Here is a 15,956-nt window from a genome sequence, read left to right on the forward strand (position 1 = left end):
GGGAGCAAGCTCCCAATGATTCGCTCGACTTGCATGTATTAGGCACGCCGCCAGCGTTCGTCCTGAGCCAGGATCAAACTCTCCAATAAAGTGTTTGATTAGCTCATAAAGTTGTCTTTATAAAAAGACTAAAGTTAAAACGTTGACGTTTCTGTTTTGTTTAGTTTTCAAAGAACAATTTATGAAAGTCAGATTTACATCTTACCATCTCATCAATATAGTGTCAACCACAATTTCAAAGTTGGTAACCGTCGTTACGACAGAATAACAATATATCATTTCATCTAAATTGTGTCAACCACATTTTCTAAAACAATATTTATCATCCGATGTTAAGGTATGTAGTATATCTTACCCCCGCTGACAAGAATTAATATTATCAAAGTCACTTATAAATATCAACTGTTTTTTTTAAAAAATATTATCTTAATAAAATTTTTATTATAGGAGCAGGGCATACCATAAACTGTACAAAATAATACAAAGAATAAAGGGTTTGCCAAACTAATTGGAGCTAAAGGTCTATCCAAAGATGTTTCAGCATTAATTGGTGCGACTGTGTTAAGCCGATATGGTGCAAGAATTGTGACCATTAACCATTATCGAATTGATATCAAACCCGAGAAAAACCTGTTAATTATTAAACATCATGATATTCCTGGAATGATTGGAAGGGTTGGTTCATTACTTGGCATTACTTGGGAATCTCGAGATAAACATTGGAACGATGCAGGTAGTATAGCCAATATTGGTGGAGAAGCAATAATGGTCTTAACACTAGACAAAGAAATCCCTGAACTAGTTATAAACCAGTTATCTTCTATTAAAGGTTTGAATACTGCCCAGTTACTAGAATTGAATACAATGGACGGTTGCGACGAAATGTCTCCGACAAAATAAAGAAACTCTCCTTTCTATTAGAAAGGGGAGTTTTTATTTTTTAAAAATTAAAGGGCAGTCGGTGTTCTTGACAACCTATATATTTATCAAACAAAACTAGACTACTTATCAAGTGTAATTTGTTGATAATCGAAGAGTAAATCGTCTAGTTCCTGACTTATTGAAATTGTCTCAGAGTCATTCAGTCCCTTGTTAGATCCAATTTCAATCATCTTCATTCGTAGTCTATTTATTTGCTTTAACAACTCATTTTTCCTTTTCATCGCTACATGACCTCTTTTATTTCGATAATCAAAATTATTAACAGATGAGGGCTATTATGCACAAAAAATGATAAGTTGAAAAGCGATTCGACAAACTATCTAAAAACATTACATGATTCTACTATCTTCGAGTTATTTCTGTAGGTTTACTTGAACTTCTCTAGCTTAACAAATGGTTTTAAAACTTAAATAGTTTACTGAACGCTTTCATTACTTCAGGATTACATACCCTCTCAAGATGGTTTTTAAGCTCGGTCTTTGCCTCTTCAACATTAGGTACGTGAGAAACGTTATTTCTAGTTGCCCAATTATCCATCGTTTCAAAGGAAGTGCTGCTCCAACCGTTCTTTTCCCCAACTTCATTCGTTTTTTCCTTCGTTCCCGCTACTACAATATCCATGCTACCTTGCAAATCTACCAACGCGAGGTCAAAGGTTTTTTTCTTATCTTTATCCTTCATTCCAGCTTTCACTCTTAAAACTCTAGTATCTATTCCTTCTTCTTTGCGAATCAATTTAAACAATTCTAATGCATCTCGAGAAACTAGTCCGTCAGAATACCGCTGTTCTAAGGAGTCCACACTACCCACTACAGCTCTTATAAGCGGAAGTACTTCTTTAGAAATCAAAATAGATTTCTTTTTCAAAAACTTCCCATAGGCAGCAACACCATCTGCCGGAAACATTGCACGCCATAACCATGGATCAATTTCCGAGCCTGTGTGCCAATTTCCCTTTGCGGTAATGCTATCAAGTGAAGGGTAATTGGGGATTAATGTTGCAAGTGGGAGAATTCCAAGCTCCTTGATTACCTGTGTAGCTTCTTCGTAAGTCTCTACCCGATATTGCTTCAATCAAATCAAGCTCCTTTTTCCAAGTAAATGGTTTTCAATTAACTAAATTATGTATTTTATTGGGGGGCATGTCTACTTGATATTGTCTTAGGCGATTAAATTGGAGTTTTCGGAGATTAATCTGGATTTTAGGCGATTAAAACGGGGTTTTAGGCGATTAAACGCTAGAATTAGGCGATTAAATTCATTGATTGTGCTGTTCTGCCCCAAAACGGTAACAATTCCCATCATAACAGAGGTTCCATAGCTTCACCCCCATGTAATAAATGCAAAACAATTAGGAAAAACTAATAAAAATATGGATTGGAGTGGGATTATGAAGGCTGTTACATACCAAGGACCTCATAAGATACGTGTGGATGAGGTAGAGGATGCAAAAATCGAAAAGAAGGACGACATTATTGTCAAAATTACGTCAACAGCCATTTGCGGTTCTGATTTGCACTTATATCAAGGGAACATGCCCTTGCCACCTGGCTATATTATCGGACACGAGCCGATGGGAATCGTTGAAGAAGTTGGACCTGAAGTGACAAAGGTGAAAAAAGGAGATCGGGTGGTCATCCCTTTTAATGTTTCGTGCGGCCATTGCTTTTATTGCCAGCATGAGATGGAAAGTCAATGCGACAATTCCAACCCACATTACGATTCAGGTGGGTTCTTGGGCTATACAGAGAAGTTTGGAAATTATCCAGGGGGACAGGCCGAATATTTAAAAGTTCCTTTTGGAAATTTCGCACCTTTTGTCATCCCAGAGCACTGTGAGTTAGAGGATGAAGCACTCCTCTTCTTATCTGACGTTTTACCTACGGCCTATTGGAGTGTAAAAAATGCGGGTGTAAAAAAAGGGGATACTGTGATTGTCCTAGGCTGTGGTCCGGTTGGATTGATGGCTCAAAAATTTGCTTGGATGGAAGGTGCTAAACGCGTGATTGCCATTGATTACTTAGATTATCGGATCAATCATGCGAAAAAGATGAATCAGGTTGAAACATTTGAGTTCACTAAGTTTCCTGATATGGGTGAACATTTGAAAGAAATTACCCACGGTGGAGCCGACGTCGTTATTGATTGTGTAGGGATGGATGGGAAAAAGTCTCCGATTGAAATGCTAGAACAGAAATTAAAGCTACAAGGCGGAACCCTAGGACCGATTCAGATTGCTACAAAAGCTGTTCGAAAATTTGGTACGGTTCATATGACGGGAGTATACGGTGGCAACTATAATCTATTCCCTCTCGGCGCCTTTTGGGTAAGAAACATTACTCTCAAAATGGGACAAGCACCGGTCATTCATTTTATGCCAGAGCTTTTTGAAAAAATAATGAAGTTTGAATTTGATCCAACTGATATTATTACGCATAAAATCCCGCTCTCGGAGGCTGCTCATGGATACCATATTTTTAATAATCATGAGGATGAGTGTATTAAGGTAGTGTTAAAACCATAGCAATAAAGCAATCACCTGCACACGAGTGCAGGTGATTGCTTCATTATACTCTAACTTTCCCACCAATTTTAACAGCTTCGCCCTTTTCAGCCGATTCGTAAAGACCATTAATAATTTGCTGTAAATATACACCTTCAATTGCAGTGCTAATAGGTTTAGTACCTTGTACACAAGCATCAACAAATCTTGCTAACTCTAACTCATGATAGCCTTTATTTGGCAAATAAGAAGGGGTGATGTCAATTAATGTTTCATGTTTTTCTTGATAGATTTTAAGCGGAAACACATCGGCTCCCCCTTCTGTTCCCATTAAAGCAACATTCATTTCTTCATGTTTCTCCACATTAGCAGCAAATGATGTATCGAGTAGAATCGATGCTCCATTTTTAAAAGTGATCATACCACGTGCTAAATCTTCTATTGAATAATTTTCCCAATCCCACTGGCCAAATAGGCCAACACCTTTACGATTACCTAATTTTTGATACGTTACCCCAAAAACGGTATCTGGTTCTGGGTAGCCCATTAAGTATAGGGCTGTGTCTAACATATGTACCCCGATATCTATAAGCGGTCCGCCACCCTGAAGCTCCTTGTTCGTAAACACACCCCAGCCAGGAATCCCACGTCTACGCATAGCTGTCACACGGGCTGCGTAAATTTCACCTAATTCTCCAGCATCAATAAAACGTTTTAACGCTTCAACCTGTGGCGCATGTCGGTAATGGAAGCCATAAGTGAGGATTTTCCCTGCTTTCTCAGCCGCTTCCGCCATTGCTTCTGCCTCTTTAACTGTCATAGCTGGTGGCTTTTCACATAAAACGTGACATCCTGCATTTAATGCTGCTTGCGTTGCTGGATAATGGAATTTATTAGGTGTACAAACACTTACAGCATCCAACTCTACTTTTTCTAGCATTTCTTCATAGCTTGAAAAGAAATGAGGGATACCGAACTCCTTTGCCACCTCTTCAGCCTTTTCTATTGCAACGTCACTAATCGCAACAATCTCTACTTTTTCACCACATTTCAAATAATTAGGAATATGCGCATCCTTCGCAATCCCACCCGCACCGATAATACCTACTTTTAATACCATCTTATTTCCCCCTAACTTTGAATTCTTCTAGTTACTAATTCTACCGTTTCGACTCTACGGCCTTGCCTATGTGAAAGATTAGCAGCTTGATTGATTAATGTTAATCCAACAACATCTTCTATCGTAATCGTCGGTTCTTTTTCAGCAAGTATGTTTTGAACCCATTGATCCATCGCGGATGGAAGAGCTTCAGGTAATTGTTCTGGCGTAATCCACTCACGGCCTAACTGTCTACTTTTCAGACGAATGGTATTGTCTTCGATTAATAGACTCCCTTCTGTCCCATATAGCTCTAATTGAAATGGACTTCCCGTTGATAGAAACCCAGACTCAATCGTTCCTAGTGCCCCGGATTCATACTCAATCAACGCAACCGCATTGTCATCAACTTCATAACCTAAAGTTTGCTGTAATCGAGCTGTTACAGCTTTTGTTGGTCCTGCTAACCGATTTGTTAAATAGATCGGATGTGCTCCAAGGTCAATTAACGCCCCACCACCACACTCTTCTTTGTTGAAAAAGTGTTCAGGTAACCAACCATTTGGAAGACTATCAGACGCGACAGCCCCATCATGTGATAGACGACAGCGAATCGAGGTCAACCTTCCTATAAAACCTTTGTCCAAAATTTCTTGAGCATAAAGGTAGTAATTTGTCGTCAGTCTAGGTAAAGATACCATTAATTTCACATCATTTTCTTTTATGGCTGAAAGAATTTCCTCACAATCTTGAATGGTAAACGCAAGCACCTTTTCAGTAAAAATATGCTTTTTATGCCTGGCTGCAAGCATAATAACTTCCTTATGTAAGTTTGTGGGTGTATCAACAACAACTGCATCGATATCCGGATTGGTTAACACTTTTTCTAGATCCTGCTCAAAAGGGACACCCAGTTGCTCAGCCCATTTTTCACCACGATCTTTCCTTTCATCCCAAACCATTTTAATACTCAAGTTAACATTTTCAGTGGCTTCCCTCGCATAATCCTCCGCATGAACATGCCACTTACTTAACATCGCAACCTTTATCATTATAACTACCTCCCTTTATTAACTTTTTATGCAAAAAAACTAATTCAAAGAAGCCCTTCTTTATAAATTCTCTTAAACTACAAGTATATCCTTCAATAAAAATTGGCCATAATGAGCATTTTTCTTAAGGAGAAGCTACTTTTTGAAGCAGCTAGCATTCCTTCCCCAACAAATTAATCAAGCAATCCAAAGGCCGTTCTCCTTTTCTAGGAAACGGTTTTCCTGATACCCTGACTACTAGGTAAGAAAAACGTTAATCATTCGTTTCATTTCATAGGCCAAAAGTCCCTACTTGGACAGGTATATATGTCCTATAATGAATTTAATTTTAGGAACATGAGGTGTTTGAATGGCAAATACTCGAAACGAGTGGCTAGACGTAGCGAAAGGGATTGCCATCATATTGGTAGTGGTAGGGCATTCTGCAACCTTCGATGTTACCCCCATTTATTGGTTCCATATGCCAGCCTTTTTTATCATCAGTGGCTACTTTTTCAGACCTCAAGGTAGTATCCAATCCATCAAAGAATGGGTCCGAAAGCGTGCACGGCAATTGTTTATCCCGTATTTGTTCTTTTTAATATTGATTACAATCATAAGGTATTCTATCTTAATTTTTCAGTCAAAAATCACTTTCGATTGGTTATTAGAAGACTTAATTAGTGTCTCTGTTGGTGGCCGGTTTTTCCCTAGTGATTTCTATGTTGTGATGTGGTTTATACCTTGTATGTTTTTGACGCAGTTTCTTTGTATCCTTATTCATTATTACTTTAAATCTAGATTGATACGATTTGGCATTATCTTATTATTTTATTGTCTTTCACACCTTGAAAATTGGTTTGCCGCTGAGCACAACATTTTTGTCCCGTGGAATATCGATGTAGCCTTACTGGCGCTTTCCTACTATACATTTGGTTACCTCCTACAGAGAATATTCACTTTTTACAAAAAGAAGATCGATTCTCGTAAACTCTTGATGTTCTGTGTCATCGGAGGAGCTGTGTTTATTTTTACGTTGAGAAGTCAAATTGCTTATATTTTTGATATGAGATCTGTAACGTATCAACATCCGATCCTGGATTTGGTTATTCCAATTACACTTACCCTTCTTCTATTTAGCCTTTGTATTTTGATTACCAAGATAGGACCGTTATCTAACATCTTAAGCTACACTGGAAGGTCTTCCCTCATTATCATGTATACTCACGTTCCAATTAAAATCATTTATGAAGAAGCATTTGAGCCAAATCACTATTTGATTGTATTGTTAGGTCTACTTTTACCGCTCCTATTCACTAAATTTCTTTTGGAAAAAAACAGCTATACAAGCTTACTTGTTTTAGGGAGATTGAATTCTCCAGTTGGAATCTAGTAAAAAAAACGGTGCTCATCCCTAATCAGGTTGAACACCGTTTTTTATATCTGTACAATTTTGTCTACTACGAATATAGTCGTTGGGAAAGAACTTTTTTAATGGTAACAACCACAAGCATCCCACATAGTAGAAAAAGGACTGATACCCCGACCACATATAAATTTCTCCCGATTAAATCAATTTTGGTACTAAAAAAGTGACCAACTAAAAACAGAGCCAACGTCCAAATGAATCCTGATAAGTAGGAAAAACGAGCAAAGTTGGAATAAGAGATGCGGTAGGTCCCCATTAAAAATGGAATGAGGTGCCTTACAATTGGGAGTAGGTAACAAATAGAAGCAGCGTAAGACCCATAGCGATGAATAAGGGACGAAGCCTTAATCAAATTTTTATTTATTTTTTCTATTTTTTCTAGTTTACAAATGATTCGATTGCCGAACGTCTTACCAATAAAAAACAATATCGTCGCATTTAAAATAACGGTTACATACACAATCAGAAAAGTGAATACCGGATGAAAATAATTCGTTGATACTAGCAGCCCTCCCGTCATGACTAGCACTTCATTCGGAATCGGAAGCCCTAGCAAACAAACATAAAATGATAAAAACAGCGCCAAATACCCGTGATGTTGAATAATTTCCACAACAGATCCTAAATCCATTTTCGTTCCCTCCCTATAAAAAACATTCTAACCACCAAAAATGAAGAAACACCCATCAAAAATCTTATGAAATTCTTAAGATTTACTAAATTTTCCCTAAAGGACTTTAGCGCTTTAAAGGCATGAGGGACAGTCCCCACATCTTTTAAAGCGTTAATGTGTGTTTATGCTTTAGTTTGCTTATGTGGATTTTTTGTTGCTGTGCATAGGATTTTGTGTTTTGTCGAAGGATAAATATGTAGGAATTTCTAATTTAAGGGATGGGCTAGGATGTTTAAAAAGTCATTGGGTAGAAGAGAGATGAAGGCTAGAGGTGGGCAAAGGAGTTTCGAGGTAGAGGGTCAAAGGCTTTCAGATGACCTTCAGGAAAATATTCAATCGATTATCCAAAGCTTTGTTCATACTAGTGACTTAGGGCAAAGGGAAATTGCGCAAGTTGGGACATTGATTTATTTAGAATCTTTAGTCGACCAAGATAAAATTGAGAAAAATATTTTAAAAGGACTAAATCTATCCGACCAGTACTTGACTGAATCGCAAACGGTTGACCATTTGGATGATGTGATTACCAAAATGCTAAATGGCTTTACCATTTTACTAAAAGAAAATTGTCAAATTGCCTATTTCTTTAATACAGCTGGATATCTGAATCGTACCATCATTGAGCCTTCAAGCGAGCATATTATCAGGGGTTCACATGAGGGGTTTATTGAGGATTTATCGACGAATATTCAATTAGTCCGCAGACTAGCCAAAAATAAAAAGCTTGTGGTCAAGTATATGGAATTCGGTGAAAGATCGCATTCCAAGGTGGCAATTATATATATCGATGATTTGATTAATAAAGATATTCTTCAAGAATTGGAATATCGACTATCCTACTCCAAAGCAGGTTATATTCAATCCCCCGGATATCTGCTTGAGTTTATTGAGGACGAGTCCTTTTCACCTTTTCCGCAAATGTTGAGTACGGAAAGACCAGACCGGGTTGTCGCCAATTTAATGGAGGGGAGGTTTGCAATAATCGGAGACAGAAGTCCGATTGCTTTAGTGGCGCCAATTAACTTTTTTGCGTTTTTTCAATCTCCGGATGATTATAATACTCGCTTTTTCATCGGCTCCTTCCTGACTTTGATTCGCTTGATGAGTCTCTATATCGGGATAGCGCTACCATCTTTGTATATTGCCGTCGTAGCCTTCCATTATGAAGTGGTACCTTATGAATTTATGCTGACATTAAAAGGCACATTGGAATATGTACCATTTCCTCCAATCGTCGAAGCGATTTCGATGGCTATTATTTTGGAACTGATATCTGAGGCTGCGACCCGGCTTCCAGGTCCGATCGCCCAAACGATAGGAGTCGTTGGAGGGTTAGTCATTGGCTCAGCCGTCGTCGAAGCGAACTTAGTTTCCAATGCTATGATCGTCGTCATTGCTCTCACAGCGATTGCCTCCTATACGATACCAGTTACTGAAATGAGTACAACGATTCGGTTATTAGGCTTCCCGGCTAGTCTCGCTGGTTCCTTATTCGGTTTTATCGGCATTGCCTTTTACATGATGTTTATCCTCATTCACCTATGTAAATTAGAGTCATTCGGGCAACCGTATTTTTCGCCGATTGCGCCATTAAAATTAGAAGAAAACAAGGATACGTTTTTTCGTTTTCCGATATGGGCAACGAAATACCGACCATCAACCACTGAAGTAAAGGATATCAGAAGGATGGGTAATCCACGTGGATGGAAAAAACACGAATAAAAAAACCAGCTACTGTCGTTTATTTTTATAAATAGGGGCATCAGTTCATGAAAAAAACAGTCATATTTCTAATATTGTGTATGTTGATTTTAACAGGATGTTGGGATCAGGATTTGCTGAAGGATACTCGTTTAGCTGTTGGAGTTGGATATGACCAATTAGAAAATGGGGAGCTATTACAAACAACCGATATTCGTGTTCCAAAAATTGATTCTGGAGGAACTGGTAGGCCAGCAATGACTGCAGTGATTATGAAATCCACTGGTGCAACACCGCGGCAATCAAGAATGTCTTTAGAAAAAGAAGTGGCAGGGAATTATGCACCTAATAAGGTATTGGTGTATGTCATAGGTGAAGAGCTTGCTAAAAAGGATATTTATCCGATTTTTGACGTCCTATATCGGTATCCAAGGAATTCATTAGGAGCCAAAATAGTGCTAGCAAAGGGGCGTGCTGAAGAACTTATTTCATTAAAAATAGTCGAGGAAAAACTGATTAGCGACGCTTTATTAAAGATTATTGAAAGTGGCGAGGATGATACGTTTATTCCAAGAGTCTCTGTTCAATCCGTTTGTCCGGTTCTGTTTAATGCTGGACAAGATTTCGCATTACCCAAAGTTGAAAAGTCAGATAACGACCAAATAACTATTACTGGAATGGCCTTGTTTAGCGGGAACAAATATACAGGGGTTGATGTGACAACCGAGGATTCCGGTATGTTATTAATTTTAAACAATGAAGAAAGCAAACTCACCCGCTTCAATTTAAAAGTCAACCCCGAGGAAAAGAGAAAAACGAATCAATACGTCAATGTCCATATTTTTCCTAATAAGCATGATATAAAAATCAGCGTGTCTAAATCTAATCAAGTGAGTGCAGTCGTAAGAATACGCCTCAAAGTTCATGTTAACGAGTATGCATTAAATAATTTATCGAGTAAAAAGGCAGTCGAATCTTTATCAAAAAAAATTAACGAACAATTCACTATAAAAGCCCAAGAAGTTATTAGTGAAATCCAAAAAGCCAACTGCGACTATCTTGGTATTGGAAGACGTGTCCAAGCGTACTACCCAAAAACATGGGCTGCCATGGACTGGAATCAAGTTTACCCAACCATTCAAATCAACCCAAAAGTAGAAACCCAAATCATCGAAACCGGCATCATCAAATAAACGCTTAAATCGATGTGCATGCATAAGAAACACTATTGCGAATGATATCCGAAAAATAGGAAAATCCACGAGGATGAATAAACATGAATGAAAAATCAATCTCCCTTAACCAAATGTTATTTGTTATCATTCAAGCGCAAGTTGGGATTGGTTTACTCGGTCTCCCCTATAAAGCTCAAAAATATGCGAAGGGCAATTCTTGGATCTCCGTTATCGTCGCCTGGATCTTCATCCAAATATTCATCATCATCATTTGGATGTTAATGAAGCGGCATAAAGGAAAAACCATTTTAGATATTTCGCAATTATTTTTAGGAAAATATCTAGGGAAGCTGATTAATTTCTCCTATTCGCTGTATGGAGTATTGGTCATGAGTAACGTAGTTATTTTATACGCCGATCTCATTCAACGTTGGATTTTAGAAAGGACACCAAGATCGGTCACGACTTTTCTGTTGGTGTCAACTGGAATTTATTTAGGAAAGCAAAATCTAAGAGTGATAGCCCGATTTCTTACAATTGTCAATGTGGTATTACTTCTACTGTTCGTGCTATCATTTTTTGCTTTTTCAAATAACTTGAGTTTCACCAACCTTCTGCCATTGAGCCAATCAAACATGAAAGAAATTATATTAGGATCCTATCAAGTTACCTTAGCAATGCTAGGGTTTGAGATCATGTTATTCATTTTTCCGTTTGTTCAAGGAAATGAAAAACAAATGTTTAAAAAAATGACCGTAGCTATTACTCTTGTGATGATTACATACTTATACTTTGCAATTCTCACGCTCGCTACCTTTAGTCCAGAAGAAATTGCGATTATCCCAGAGCCCGTTTTGTACATGCTTAAGGGACTGAGCTTTCATGTGGTGGAACGAATCGATATGATTTTTTTGTCCTACTGGATTATTCCAATCGCGACATCGTTTGTGATTTATTTATATATTTCCAGTTCAGCTGCGGCCCAGCTTTTTCATAAAGGGAAAAGAAAGTATCCGGTATGGTATATATCCGCTCTTGTTTACGGAATATCATTTGTTTTCACAGACGAGATAAAAATTCAGATGTTTAGTGATTTTGTTTCAAATATTAGTTTTATTTTTATCTTTGCAATTCCACTTGTTCTTTTGATTCTGTCAATTATTTTTAAAAATAGGGGCATCAGCCACAATTGAATTAACGCTTTAAAGCACTTGGGGACAGTCCCCCACCTCTTTAAAGCGTTAAAGTTTTATAGAGATTTAGCCAGCCATCTTTGCGTTAAGGTAATTGCGTATTTCTTCGATATTTTCGAACTCTCTTTTTGGTAAGATGTAGCCGCTTAGGGCGCTGTTGTAAAGGTAGAAGTACTGATCGTTTTCTTTGAGTTCGTTTATGCCAGACCACGCTACCTTCGTTTCGCCTTTAGTCGTTTTATCAACAATTCCTTCGTCGTTCAACACCATTTGATGTTGGCCTAATATATTTTCGTTTCTACCCTCTTTAATCAATTTTTTCGTATGGCGAATAGCTCGGCCAAAAAGATACTTGGGGTAAAACAGAACCCATAAAATACTCAAAATGAAAAACGGGGTAAAGGACACTAGAAAAGGTATGTCCATCATCATAGAGAAAACAACTGAAAAAAGCAGATAAAAAACGGGTGTGAATATTCTCTGATTTCTAACGGATTTCATTATCGTTGGTGAACTTTTCATATGGAATAAATTGAAATTTATATAATCTTCCTCGGTTAAATTGTATTTTAGATCCATGAATAATCTCCTTGTATAGTTTTTCTTATCATTTTATCATAAACGTTTGAGTTTTCTAGCTAATCAAGTACATAACTATAAAAAACATCAGGCACGGTCTGTGGACAAGTTAGAGGGTTGTCCACAGACCGTGCCTGACGTCTTACTTAACTCTACATATCTACAATGAATATAAAAAGGAGTTTCACACATTAGTAGTAATTAGATGAGGTTCATTAAAGCTGGAGATGACTTTTTAGTCTTGCTAGTTCTCTTTCATTTGAAGCTGTTTTCTTCCAAATATAATCTTGGTCGATTTGTACTTCAGTTAGTTTTTTCAGCACTTCAGTAAATTGTTTTTCACTTTCACTTCTCAAAGTAGACTGGTCTTCTTTTACTACTTGGAGTTCTACCTTTATTTCTAAAACATCTACCTTTACAACATCAAAGTCTTCCTGCATTGCTTGCTGTTGCTGATTCAAATTGCTTACCTGTTGATTCAAATTACCAACTTGCTGATTTAAACTTCCAACCTGCTCATTCAAACTTCCGACCTGTTCATTTAAACTTCCAACCTGCTCATTCAAACTTCCGACCTGTTCATTTAAACTTCCGACCTGATGATTTAAACTTCCGACCTGTTGATTCGAATTACCAACCATAGTAATTAATGTAGCCAACATATCTTCTATTCGGTCTAATCGCTTTTCATCCATCATATTCACCTCCCTCAATAAATTCATTATACACCAAAAAAAACAGGAGCAAGCACCCCAACATACATTTCCAATTCCTCAATATATATATAAATATCTAAATATTTCCCAACCAAAACAACTAAGAAACTTACATCGTTTAGAAAAGGGAGGGGTGTTATATAGCACATGACTATGTCTGATCGAAAATCATTCAGTTACATATATGGTCTCGATGGACTAAGGGCTTTAGCGGTTCTGGCAGTCATCGCGTACCACTTAAATATTCCATACAGTGCTGGTGGCTTTTTAGGAGTGACCGTATTTTTTGTCCTATCTGGTTATTTAATTACAAGTCTTTTAGTTTCGGAATGGGAACAAACCCAGAGGATTGATTTGAAACAGTTTTGGATTCGTCGAGCGAAACGTTTATTACCTGCAATGTTTTTATTATTAATCACTTTAAATATTTGTACTCCCCTACTTCGACCTGAGTTGATCCCAACCCTACGTCAAGACTCAATCGCGGCAACTTTTTATTACAGTAATTGGCACTATATTTTCCAAGAACTATCCTACTTTGAAGCGTTTGAAAAACCCTCTCTTCTCACCCATTTCTGGTCTTTAGCCATTGAGGAGCAGTTTTATATTTTCTGGGCAGTGATCATACTTTTCTTTTTAAAAATAGTCAAAAGTCGTAAAGCGATTTTCTTCTTTATTCTTACTGGAAGCATCGTTTCAGCTTTATGGATGACGTACCTGCATGACCCAAATCTCGATCCAAGTCGAGTGTATTACGGAACCGATACACGAATATTTTCCTTATTAATCGGCGCCAGCTTGGCCATAATCGCACCGAAACAATCTGTAACTAAACTAAAAAAATGGCCTTTCGAAATAATGGCAACAACTGGCCTAGCCGTTTTTTTATTCATGGTTTTCTATACCAATCAATACGATAGCTTCGTTTATGAAGGGGGAATGGCCTTTTTATCGCTCGCAACAGCAGGTTTAGTCCTCTCCCTTGCTACTTCACCAACATTAATCATTAACAAAATCTTAGAATGGAAGTTGTTAAAATGGATTGGCATTCGTTCCTATGGAATTTATTTATGGCATTACCCTGTAAATGTGATCATGAATTCCAATGTTAACACTGGAGGAATGAACGTAATTAAGGTCATATTGGAGCTCACATTTACCTTTTTAATCGCCGCTATCTCCTACACTTACGTGGAAAAACCAATTAGACAAGGAGCATTTCAATTTAATATGAAAAATTCACTTGCCATCCTAATGACTGTTTTTCTGCTTTTATTTTTTACAAATAATAGCTTTATAAAAGTAAATAAAAGTAACGAGGCTGAGGCACATGAGGTAGAAACTAAAACTAAACCTAAACTAGAACATTATGGACTAAAAGAATTCCCACACCCGCCAGTTCAGAATAATTATCAAAAAAGGGCTAACACCCCACCTCCTGATCAAACAAATAATCAACAACCCGAACAACCTAACGTACCAAGCAACACAGGTAATCAACCACCCCCTACCACAAAGGTCGTAACGAAAAAAATTACAGCTATCGGCGATTCGGTGCTCATCAATCCCGCTCCATATTTAAAAAAGAAATTTCCGAATATCACCATCGATGCCAAAGTGAGTCGGCAAATGCGGCACGCACAGGACATTGTTACTACACTGAAACAGAAAAATCAATTAGGGGATATTGTCGTGATTCAGCTTGGCACAAACAGCCCGTTTCCTGATAAAACATTAACTAGTTTAATCGAAGCAATTGGGAAAAATCGAAAAATCCTCCTCGTTAATGTGAGGGTCCCGCGACCTTGGGAGAGTGTCGTGAATAAAAGCTTAGCGGTAAATTCGAAAAAGTACCCAAATACAACTGTTATCGATTGGTACTCTACTAGCGCTAAGCATAATGAATACTTCGTCAAAGATGGGGTCCATTTGAAACCGGTTGGTGCAAAAGCTTATGCTGAGATGATTGAGAAGGCGATTCAGAAGGTGGCGGGGTAGCATACAATAAACTTTTTAGACCGACATTACCCAAAGTCGGTCTTTTTTCATGAAACATTATTCTGTTAAACAATTTATTTACCTTATTAATATGATAATATAAAATTACATAATATTCCAAAAAACTCAAAGGAGGTAACTTACTTAAATGAAAAAAATAACATCGCTCATTCTCACGGCTATTTTACTCATATCCCTTTTTCCTTCATCGTCATCCGCTCACAATGGAGCTAGAGACGAATTAGGAGGACATTTCCGAAATGCGGATTGTATGTATTTACTACATAATCCTACTGACCTAGCCAAAACGGCCAAAACGAAGGCGGACCTTGTTACACTCATTACGAAAAATAACACCAACAAAAAATGTTTGGCCACTCTAACTGTTGATAAAATTGATTTAGAAAGTTACACCTTACCTACAGGGAAGGTAAAGGTAAACCCACCTTCTACAAAAGCAACATCAGTACCTACGTTAACTCTTAATAAAAAATACACGGCTACTTTTGAAAAATGCACAGACGGAGACACAGCCAATTTTAAAATAAACGGCAAAATCTACAAGACTAGGTTTTTATTCATCGATACCCCTGAAAGTACCACTCAAGTGGAGCCGTTTGGTAAAGAAGCTAGTAACTACACCTGTGCAGCTTTAAAAAAGGCAAAGAAGATCGTATTAGAAACAGACGGTAAAGATGTCTATGACAAATACAATCGTTTACTTGCTTGGGTATGGTTAGATGGACAGCTACATCAAGAGAATATTACTAAAGCCGGACTTGTGGAAGGCTATTACGACTATGGCACTTACAAGTATGAACAAAAAATACGAAATGCGATGAGTTTTGCGCAGAAAAATAAAAAAGGGATTTATAAAAAATAGAAAAGAAAAGGAACTTTCTGCATAGGAGAGTTCC

The 15,956-nt window shown here is 37.6% G+C and carries 15 protein-coding genes and 1 rRNA gene; 8 read left to right on the plus strand and 8 right to left on the minus strand.

Annotation, left to right across the window (positions count from 1 at the left end):
- Nucleotides 1–89 (minus strand): 16S ribosomal RNA (locus LRP83_RS20800); the annotation flags it as partial.
- Between the two features lie 469 nt (nucleotides 90–558).
- On the opposite strand from LRP83_RS20800, the gene LRP83_RS20805 reads away from it, so the two are divergent.
- Nucleotides 559–900, plus strand: coding sequence for a hypothetical protein (locus tag LRP83_RS20805; protein WP_230498718.1), 342 nt, complete (start codon nucleotides 559–561; stop codon nucleotides 898–900).
- Between the two features lie 101 nt (nucleotides 901–1,001).
- Here LRP83_RS20805 and LRP83_RS20810 read toward each other — a convergent pair whose 3' ends face one another.
- Together LRP83_RS20810 and LRP83_RS20815 are read right to left on the minus strand one after the other, a co-directional pair.
- The gene (locus tag LRP83_RS20810; RefSeq protein WP_230498719.1) at nucleotides 1,002–1,163 is read right to left on the minus strand and encodes an aspartyl-phosphate phosphatase Spo0E family protein; all 162 of its coding nucleotides are present in this window, start codon (nucleotides 1,161–1,163) and stop codon (nucleotides 1,002–1,004) included.
- 178 nt (nucleotides 1,164–1,341) lie between these two features.
- Nucleotides 1,342–2,016, minus strand: a complete 675-nt coding sequence (locus tag LRP83_RS20815) for an AlkZ-related protein (RefSeq protein ID WP_230498721.1) — start codon at nucleotides 2,014–2,016, stop codon at nucleotides 1,342–1,344.
- 316 nt (nucleotides 2,017–2,332) lie between these two features.
- Here LRP83_RS20815 and LRP83_RS20820 point away from each other — a divergent pair, with 316 nt between their 5' ends.
- The gene (locus LRP83_RS20820; protein WP_230498723.1) at nucleotides 2,333–3,466 is read left to right on the plus strand and encodes a zinc-dependent alcohol dehydrogenase; all 1,134 of its coding nucleotides are present in this window, start codon (nucleotides 2,333–2,335) and stop codon (nucleotides 3,464–3,466) included.
- A gap of 43 nt (nucleotides 3,467–3,509) precedes the next feature.
- Here LRP83_RS20820 and LRP83_RS20825 read toward each other — a convergent pair whose 3' ends face one another.
- The gene (locus LRP83_RS20825) at nucleotides 3,510–4,565 is read right to left on the minus strand and encodes a Gfo/Idh/MocA family protein (protein ID WP_230498725.1); all 1,056 of its coding nucleotides are present in this window, start codon (nucleotides 4,563–4,565) and stop codon (nucleotides 3,510–3,512) included.
- Nucleotides 4,566–4,576: 11 nt separating this feature from the next.
- On the minus strand, nucleotides 4,577–5,596 hold the full coding sequence (locus tag LRP83_RS20830; protein ID WP_230498727.1) for a Gfo/Idh/MocA family protein: 1,020 nt from the start codon (nucleotides 5,594–5,596) through the stop codon (nucleotides 4,577–4,579).
- 349 nt (nucleotides 5,597–5,945) lie between these two features.
- Here LRP83_RS20830 and LRP83_RS20835 point away from each other — a divergent pair, with 349 nt between their 5' ends.
- Nucleotides 5,946–6,968: an acyltransferase family protein gene (locus tag LRP83_RS20835; protein ID WP_230498729.1), complete on the plus strand. Its 1,023-nt coding sequence runs from the start codon at nucleotides 5,946–5,948 to the stop codon at nucleotides 6,966–6,968.
- A 67-nt stretch (nucleotides 6,969–7,035) separates the two neighbouring features.
- Here the strand turns inward: LRP83_RS20835 and LRP83_RS20840 are convergent, their stop codons facing one another.
- Complete coding sequence (locus LRP83_RS20840) at nucleotides 7,036–7,635, minus strand: DedA family protein (protein WP_230498731.1); 600 nt, start codon at nucleotides 7,633–7,635, stop codon at nucleotides 7,036–7,038.
- Between the two features lie 270 nt (nucleotides 7,636–7,905).
- Here LRP83_RS20840 and LRP83_RS20845 point away from each other — a divergent pair, with 270 nt between their 5' ends.
- The 3 genes from LRP83_RS20845 (at nucleotide 7,906) to LRP83_RS20855 (ending at nucleotide 11,746) form a co-directional block, all read left to right on the plus strand.
- Nucleotides 7,906–9,399: a spore germination protein gene (locus tag LRP83_RS20845; RefSeq protein WP_230498732.1), complete on the plus strand. Its 1,494-nt coding sequence runs from the start codon at nucleotides 7,906–7,908 to the stop codon at nucleotides 9,397–9,399.
- Nucleotides 9,400–9,446: 47 nt separating this feature from the next.
- The gene (locus tag LRP83_RS20850) at nucleotides 9,447–10,571 is read left to right on the plus strand and encodes a Ger(x)C family spore germination protein (RefSeq protein ID WP_230498733.1); all 1,125 of its coding nucleotides are present in this window, start codon (nucleotides 9,447–9,449) and stop codon (nucleotides 10,569–10,571) included.
- An 83-nt stretch (nucleotides 10,572–10,654) separates the two neighbouring features.
- Nucleotides 10,655–11,746 carry a GerAB/ArcD/ProY family transporter gene (locus LRP83_RS20855; RefSeq protein ID WP_230498735.1) on the plus strand — a complete coding sequence of 364 codons (1,092 nt, stop codon included), beginning with the start codon at nucleotides 10,655–10,657 and terminating at the stop codon, nucleotides 11,744–11,746.
- A 66-nt stretch (nucleotides 11,747–11,812) separates the two neighbouring features.
- Here LRP83_RS20855 and LRP83_RS20860 read toward each other — a convergent pair whose 3' ends face one another.
- Nucleotides 11,813–12,325, minus strand: coding sequence for a YcxB family protein (locus tag LRP83_RS20860; protein WP_230498737.1), 513 nt, complete (start codon nucleotides 12,323–12,325; stop codon nucleotides 11,813–11,815).
- A gap of 215 nt (nucleotides 12,326–12,540) precedes the next feature.
- Complete coding sequence (locus tag LRP83_RS20865) at nucleotides 12,541–13,023, minus strand: MbeD/MobD family mobilization/exclusion family protein (protein ID WP_230498739.1); 483 nt, start codon at nucleotides 13,021–13,023, stop codon at nucleotides 12,541–12,543.
- A gap of 165 nt (nucleotides 13,024–13,188) precedes the next feature.
- Between LRP83_RS20865 and LRP83_RS20870 the strand changes: the two genes are divergently transcribed.
- Nucleotides 13,189–15,039: an acyltransferase family protein gene (locus LRP83_RS20870; RefSeq protein WP_230498741.1), complete on the plus strand. Its 1,851-nt coding sequence runs from the start codon at nucleotides 13,189–13,191 to the stop codon at nucleotides 15,037–15,039.
- 148 nt (nucleotides 15,040–15,187) lie between these two features.
- Complete coding sequence (locus LRP83_RS20875) at nucleotides 15,188–15,922, plus strand: thermonuclease family protein (RefSeq protein WP_230498742.1); 735 nt, start codon at nucleotides 15,188–15,190, stop codon at nucleotides 15,920–15,922.
- Nucleotides 15,923–15,956 lie beyond the last annotated feature (34 nt).

The organism is Pseudoneobacillus rhizosphaerae (genome assembly GCF_917563885.1).
Taxonomy (GTDB): Bacteria; Bacillota; Bacilli; order Bacillales; family Cytobacillaceae; genus Pseudoneobacillus; species Pseudoneobacillus rhizosphaerae.

Bases quoted from the DNA above. Each gene is read 5' to 3' on its own strand.
- LRP83_RS20810 (WP_230498719.1), bottom strand. From the start codon at position 1,163: ATGAAAAGGAAAAATGAGTTGTTAAAGCAAATAAATAGACTACGAATG.
- LRP83_RS20820 (WP_230498723.1), top strand. From the start codon at position 2,333: ATGAAGGCTGTTACATACCAAGGACCTCATAAGATACGTGTGGATGAG.
- LRP83_RS20825 (WP_230498725.1), bottom strand. From the start codon at position 4,565: ATGGTATTAAAAGTAGGTATTATCGGTGCGGGTGGGATTGCGAAGGAT.
- LRP83_RS20830 (WP_230498727.1), bottom strand. From the start codon at position 5,596: ATGATAAAGGTTGCGATGTTAAGTAAGTGGCATGTTCATGCGGAGGAT.
- LRP83_RS20835 (WP_230498729.1), top strand. From the start codon at position 5,946: ATGGCAAATACTCGAAACGAGTGGCTAGACGTAGCGAAAGGGATTGCC.
- LRP83_RS20840 (WP_230498731.1), bottom strand. From the start codon at position 7,635: ATGGATTTAGGATCTGTTGTGGAAATTATTCAACATCACGGGTATTTG.
- LRP83_RS20845 (WP_230498732.1), top strand. From the start codon at position 7,906: ATGTTTAAAAAGTCATTGGGTAGAAGAGAGATGAAGGCTAGAGGTGGG.
- LRP83_RS20850 (WP_230498733.1), top strand. From the start codon at position 9,447: ATGAAAAAAACAGTCATATTTCTAATATTGTGTATGTTGATTTTAACA.
- LRP83_RS20855 (WP_230498735.1), top strand. From the start codon at position 10,655: ATGAATGAAAAATCAATCTCCCTTAACCAAATGTTATTTGTTATCATT.
- LRP83_RS20860 (WP_230498737.1), bottom strand. From the start codon at position 12,325: ATGGATCTAAAATACAATTTAACCGAGGAAGATTATATAAATTTCAAT.
- LRP83_RS20865 (WP_230498739.1), bottom strand. From the start codon at position 13,023: ATGATGGATGAAAAGCGATTAGACCGAATAGAAGATATGTTGGCTACA.
- LRP83_RS20870 (WP_230498741.1), top strand. From the start codon at position 13,189: ATGACTATGTCTGATCGAAAATCATTCAGTTACATATATGGTCTCGAT.
- LRP83_RS20875 (WP_230498742.1), top strand. From the start codon at position 15,188: ATGAAAAAAATAACATCGCTCATTCTCACGGCTATTTTACTCATATCC.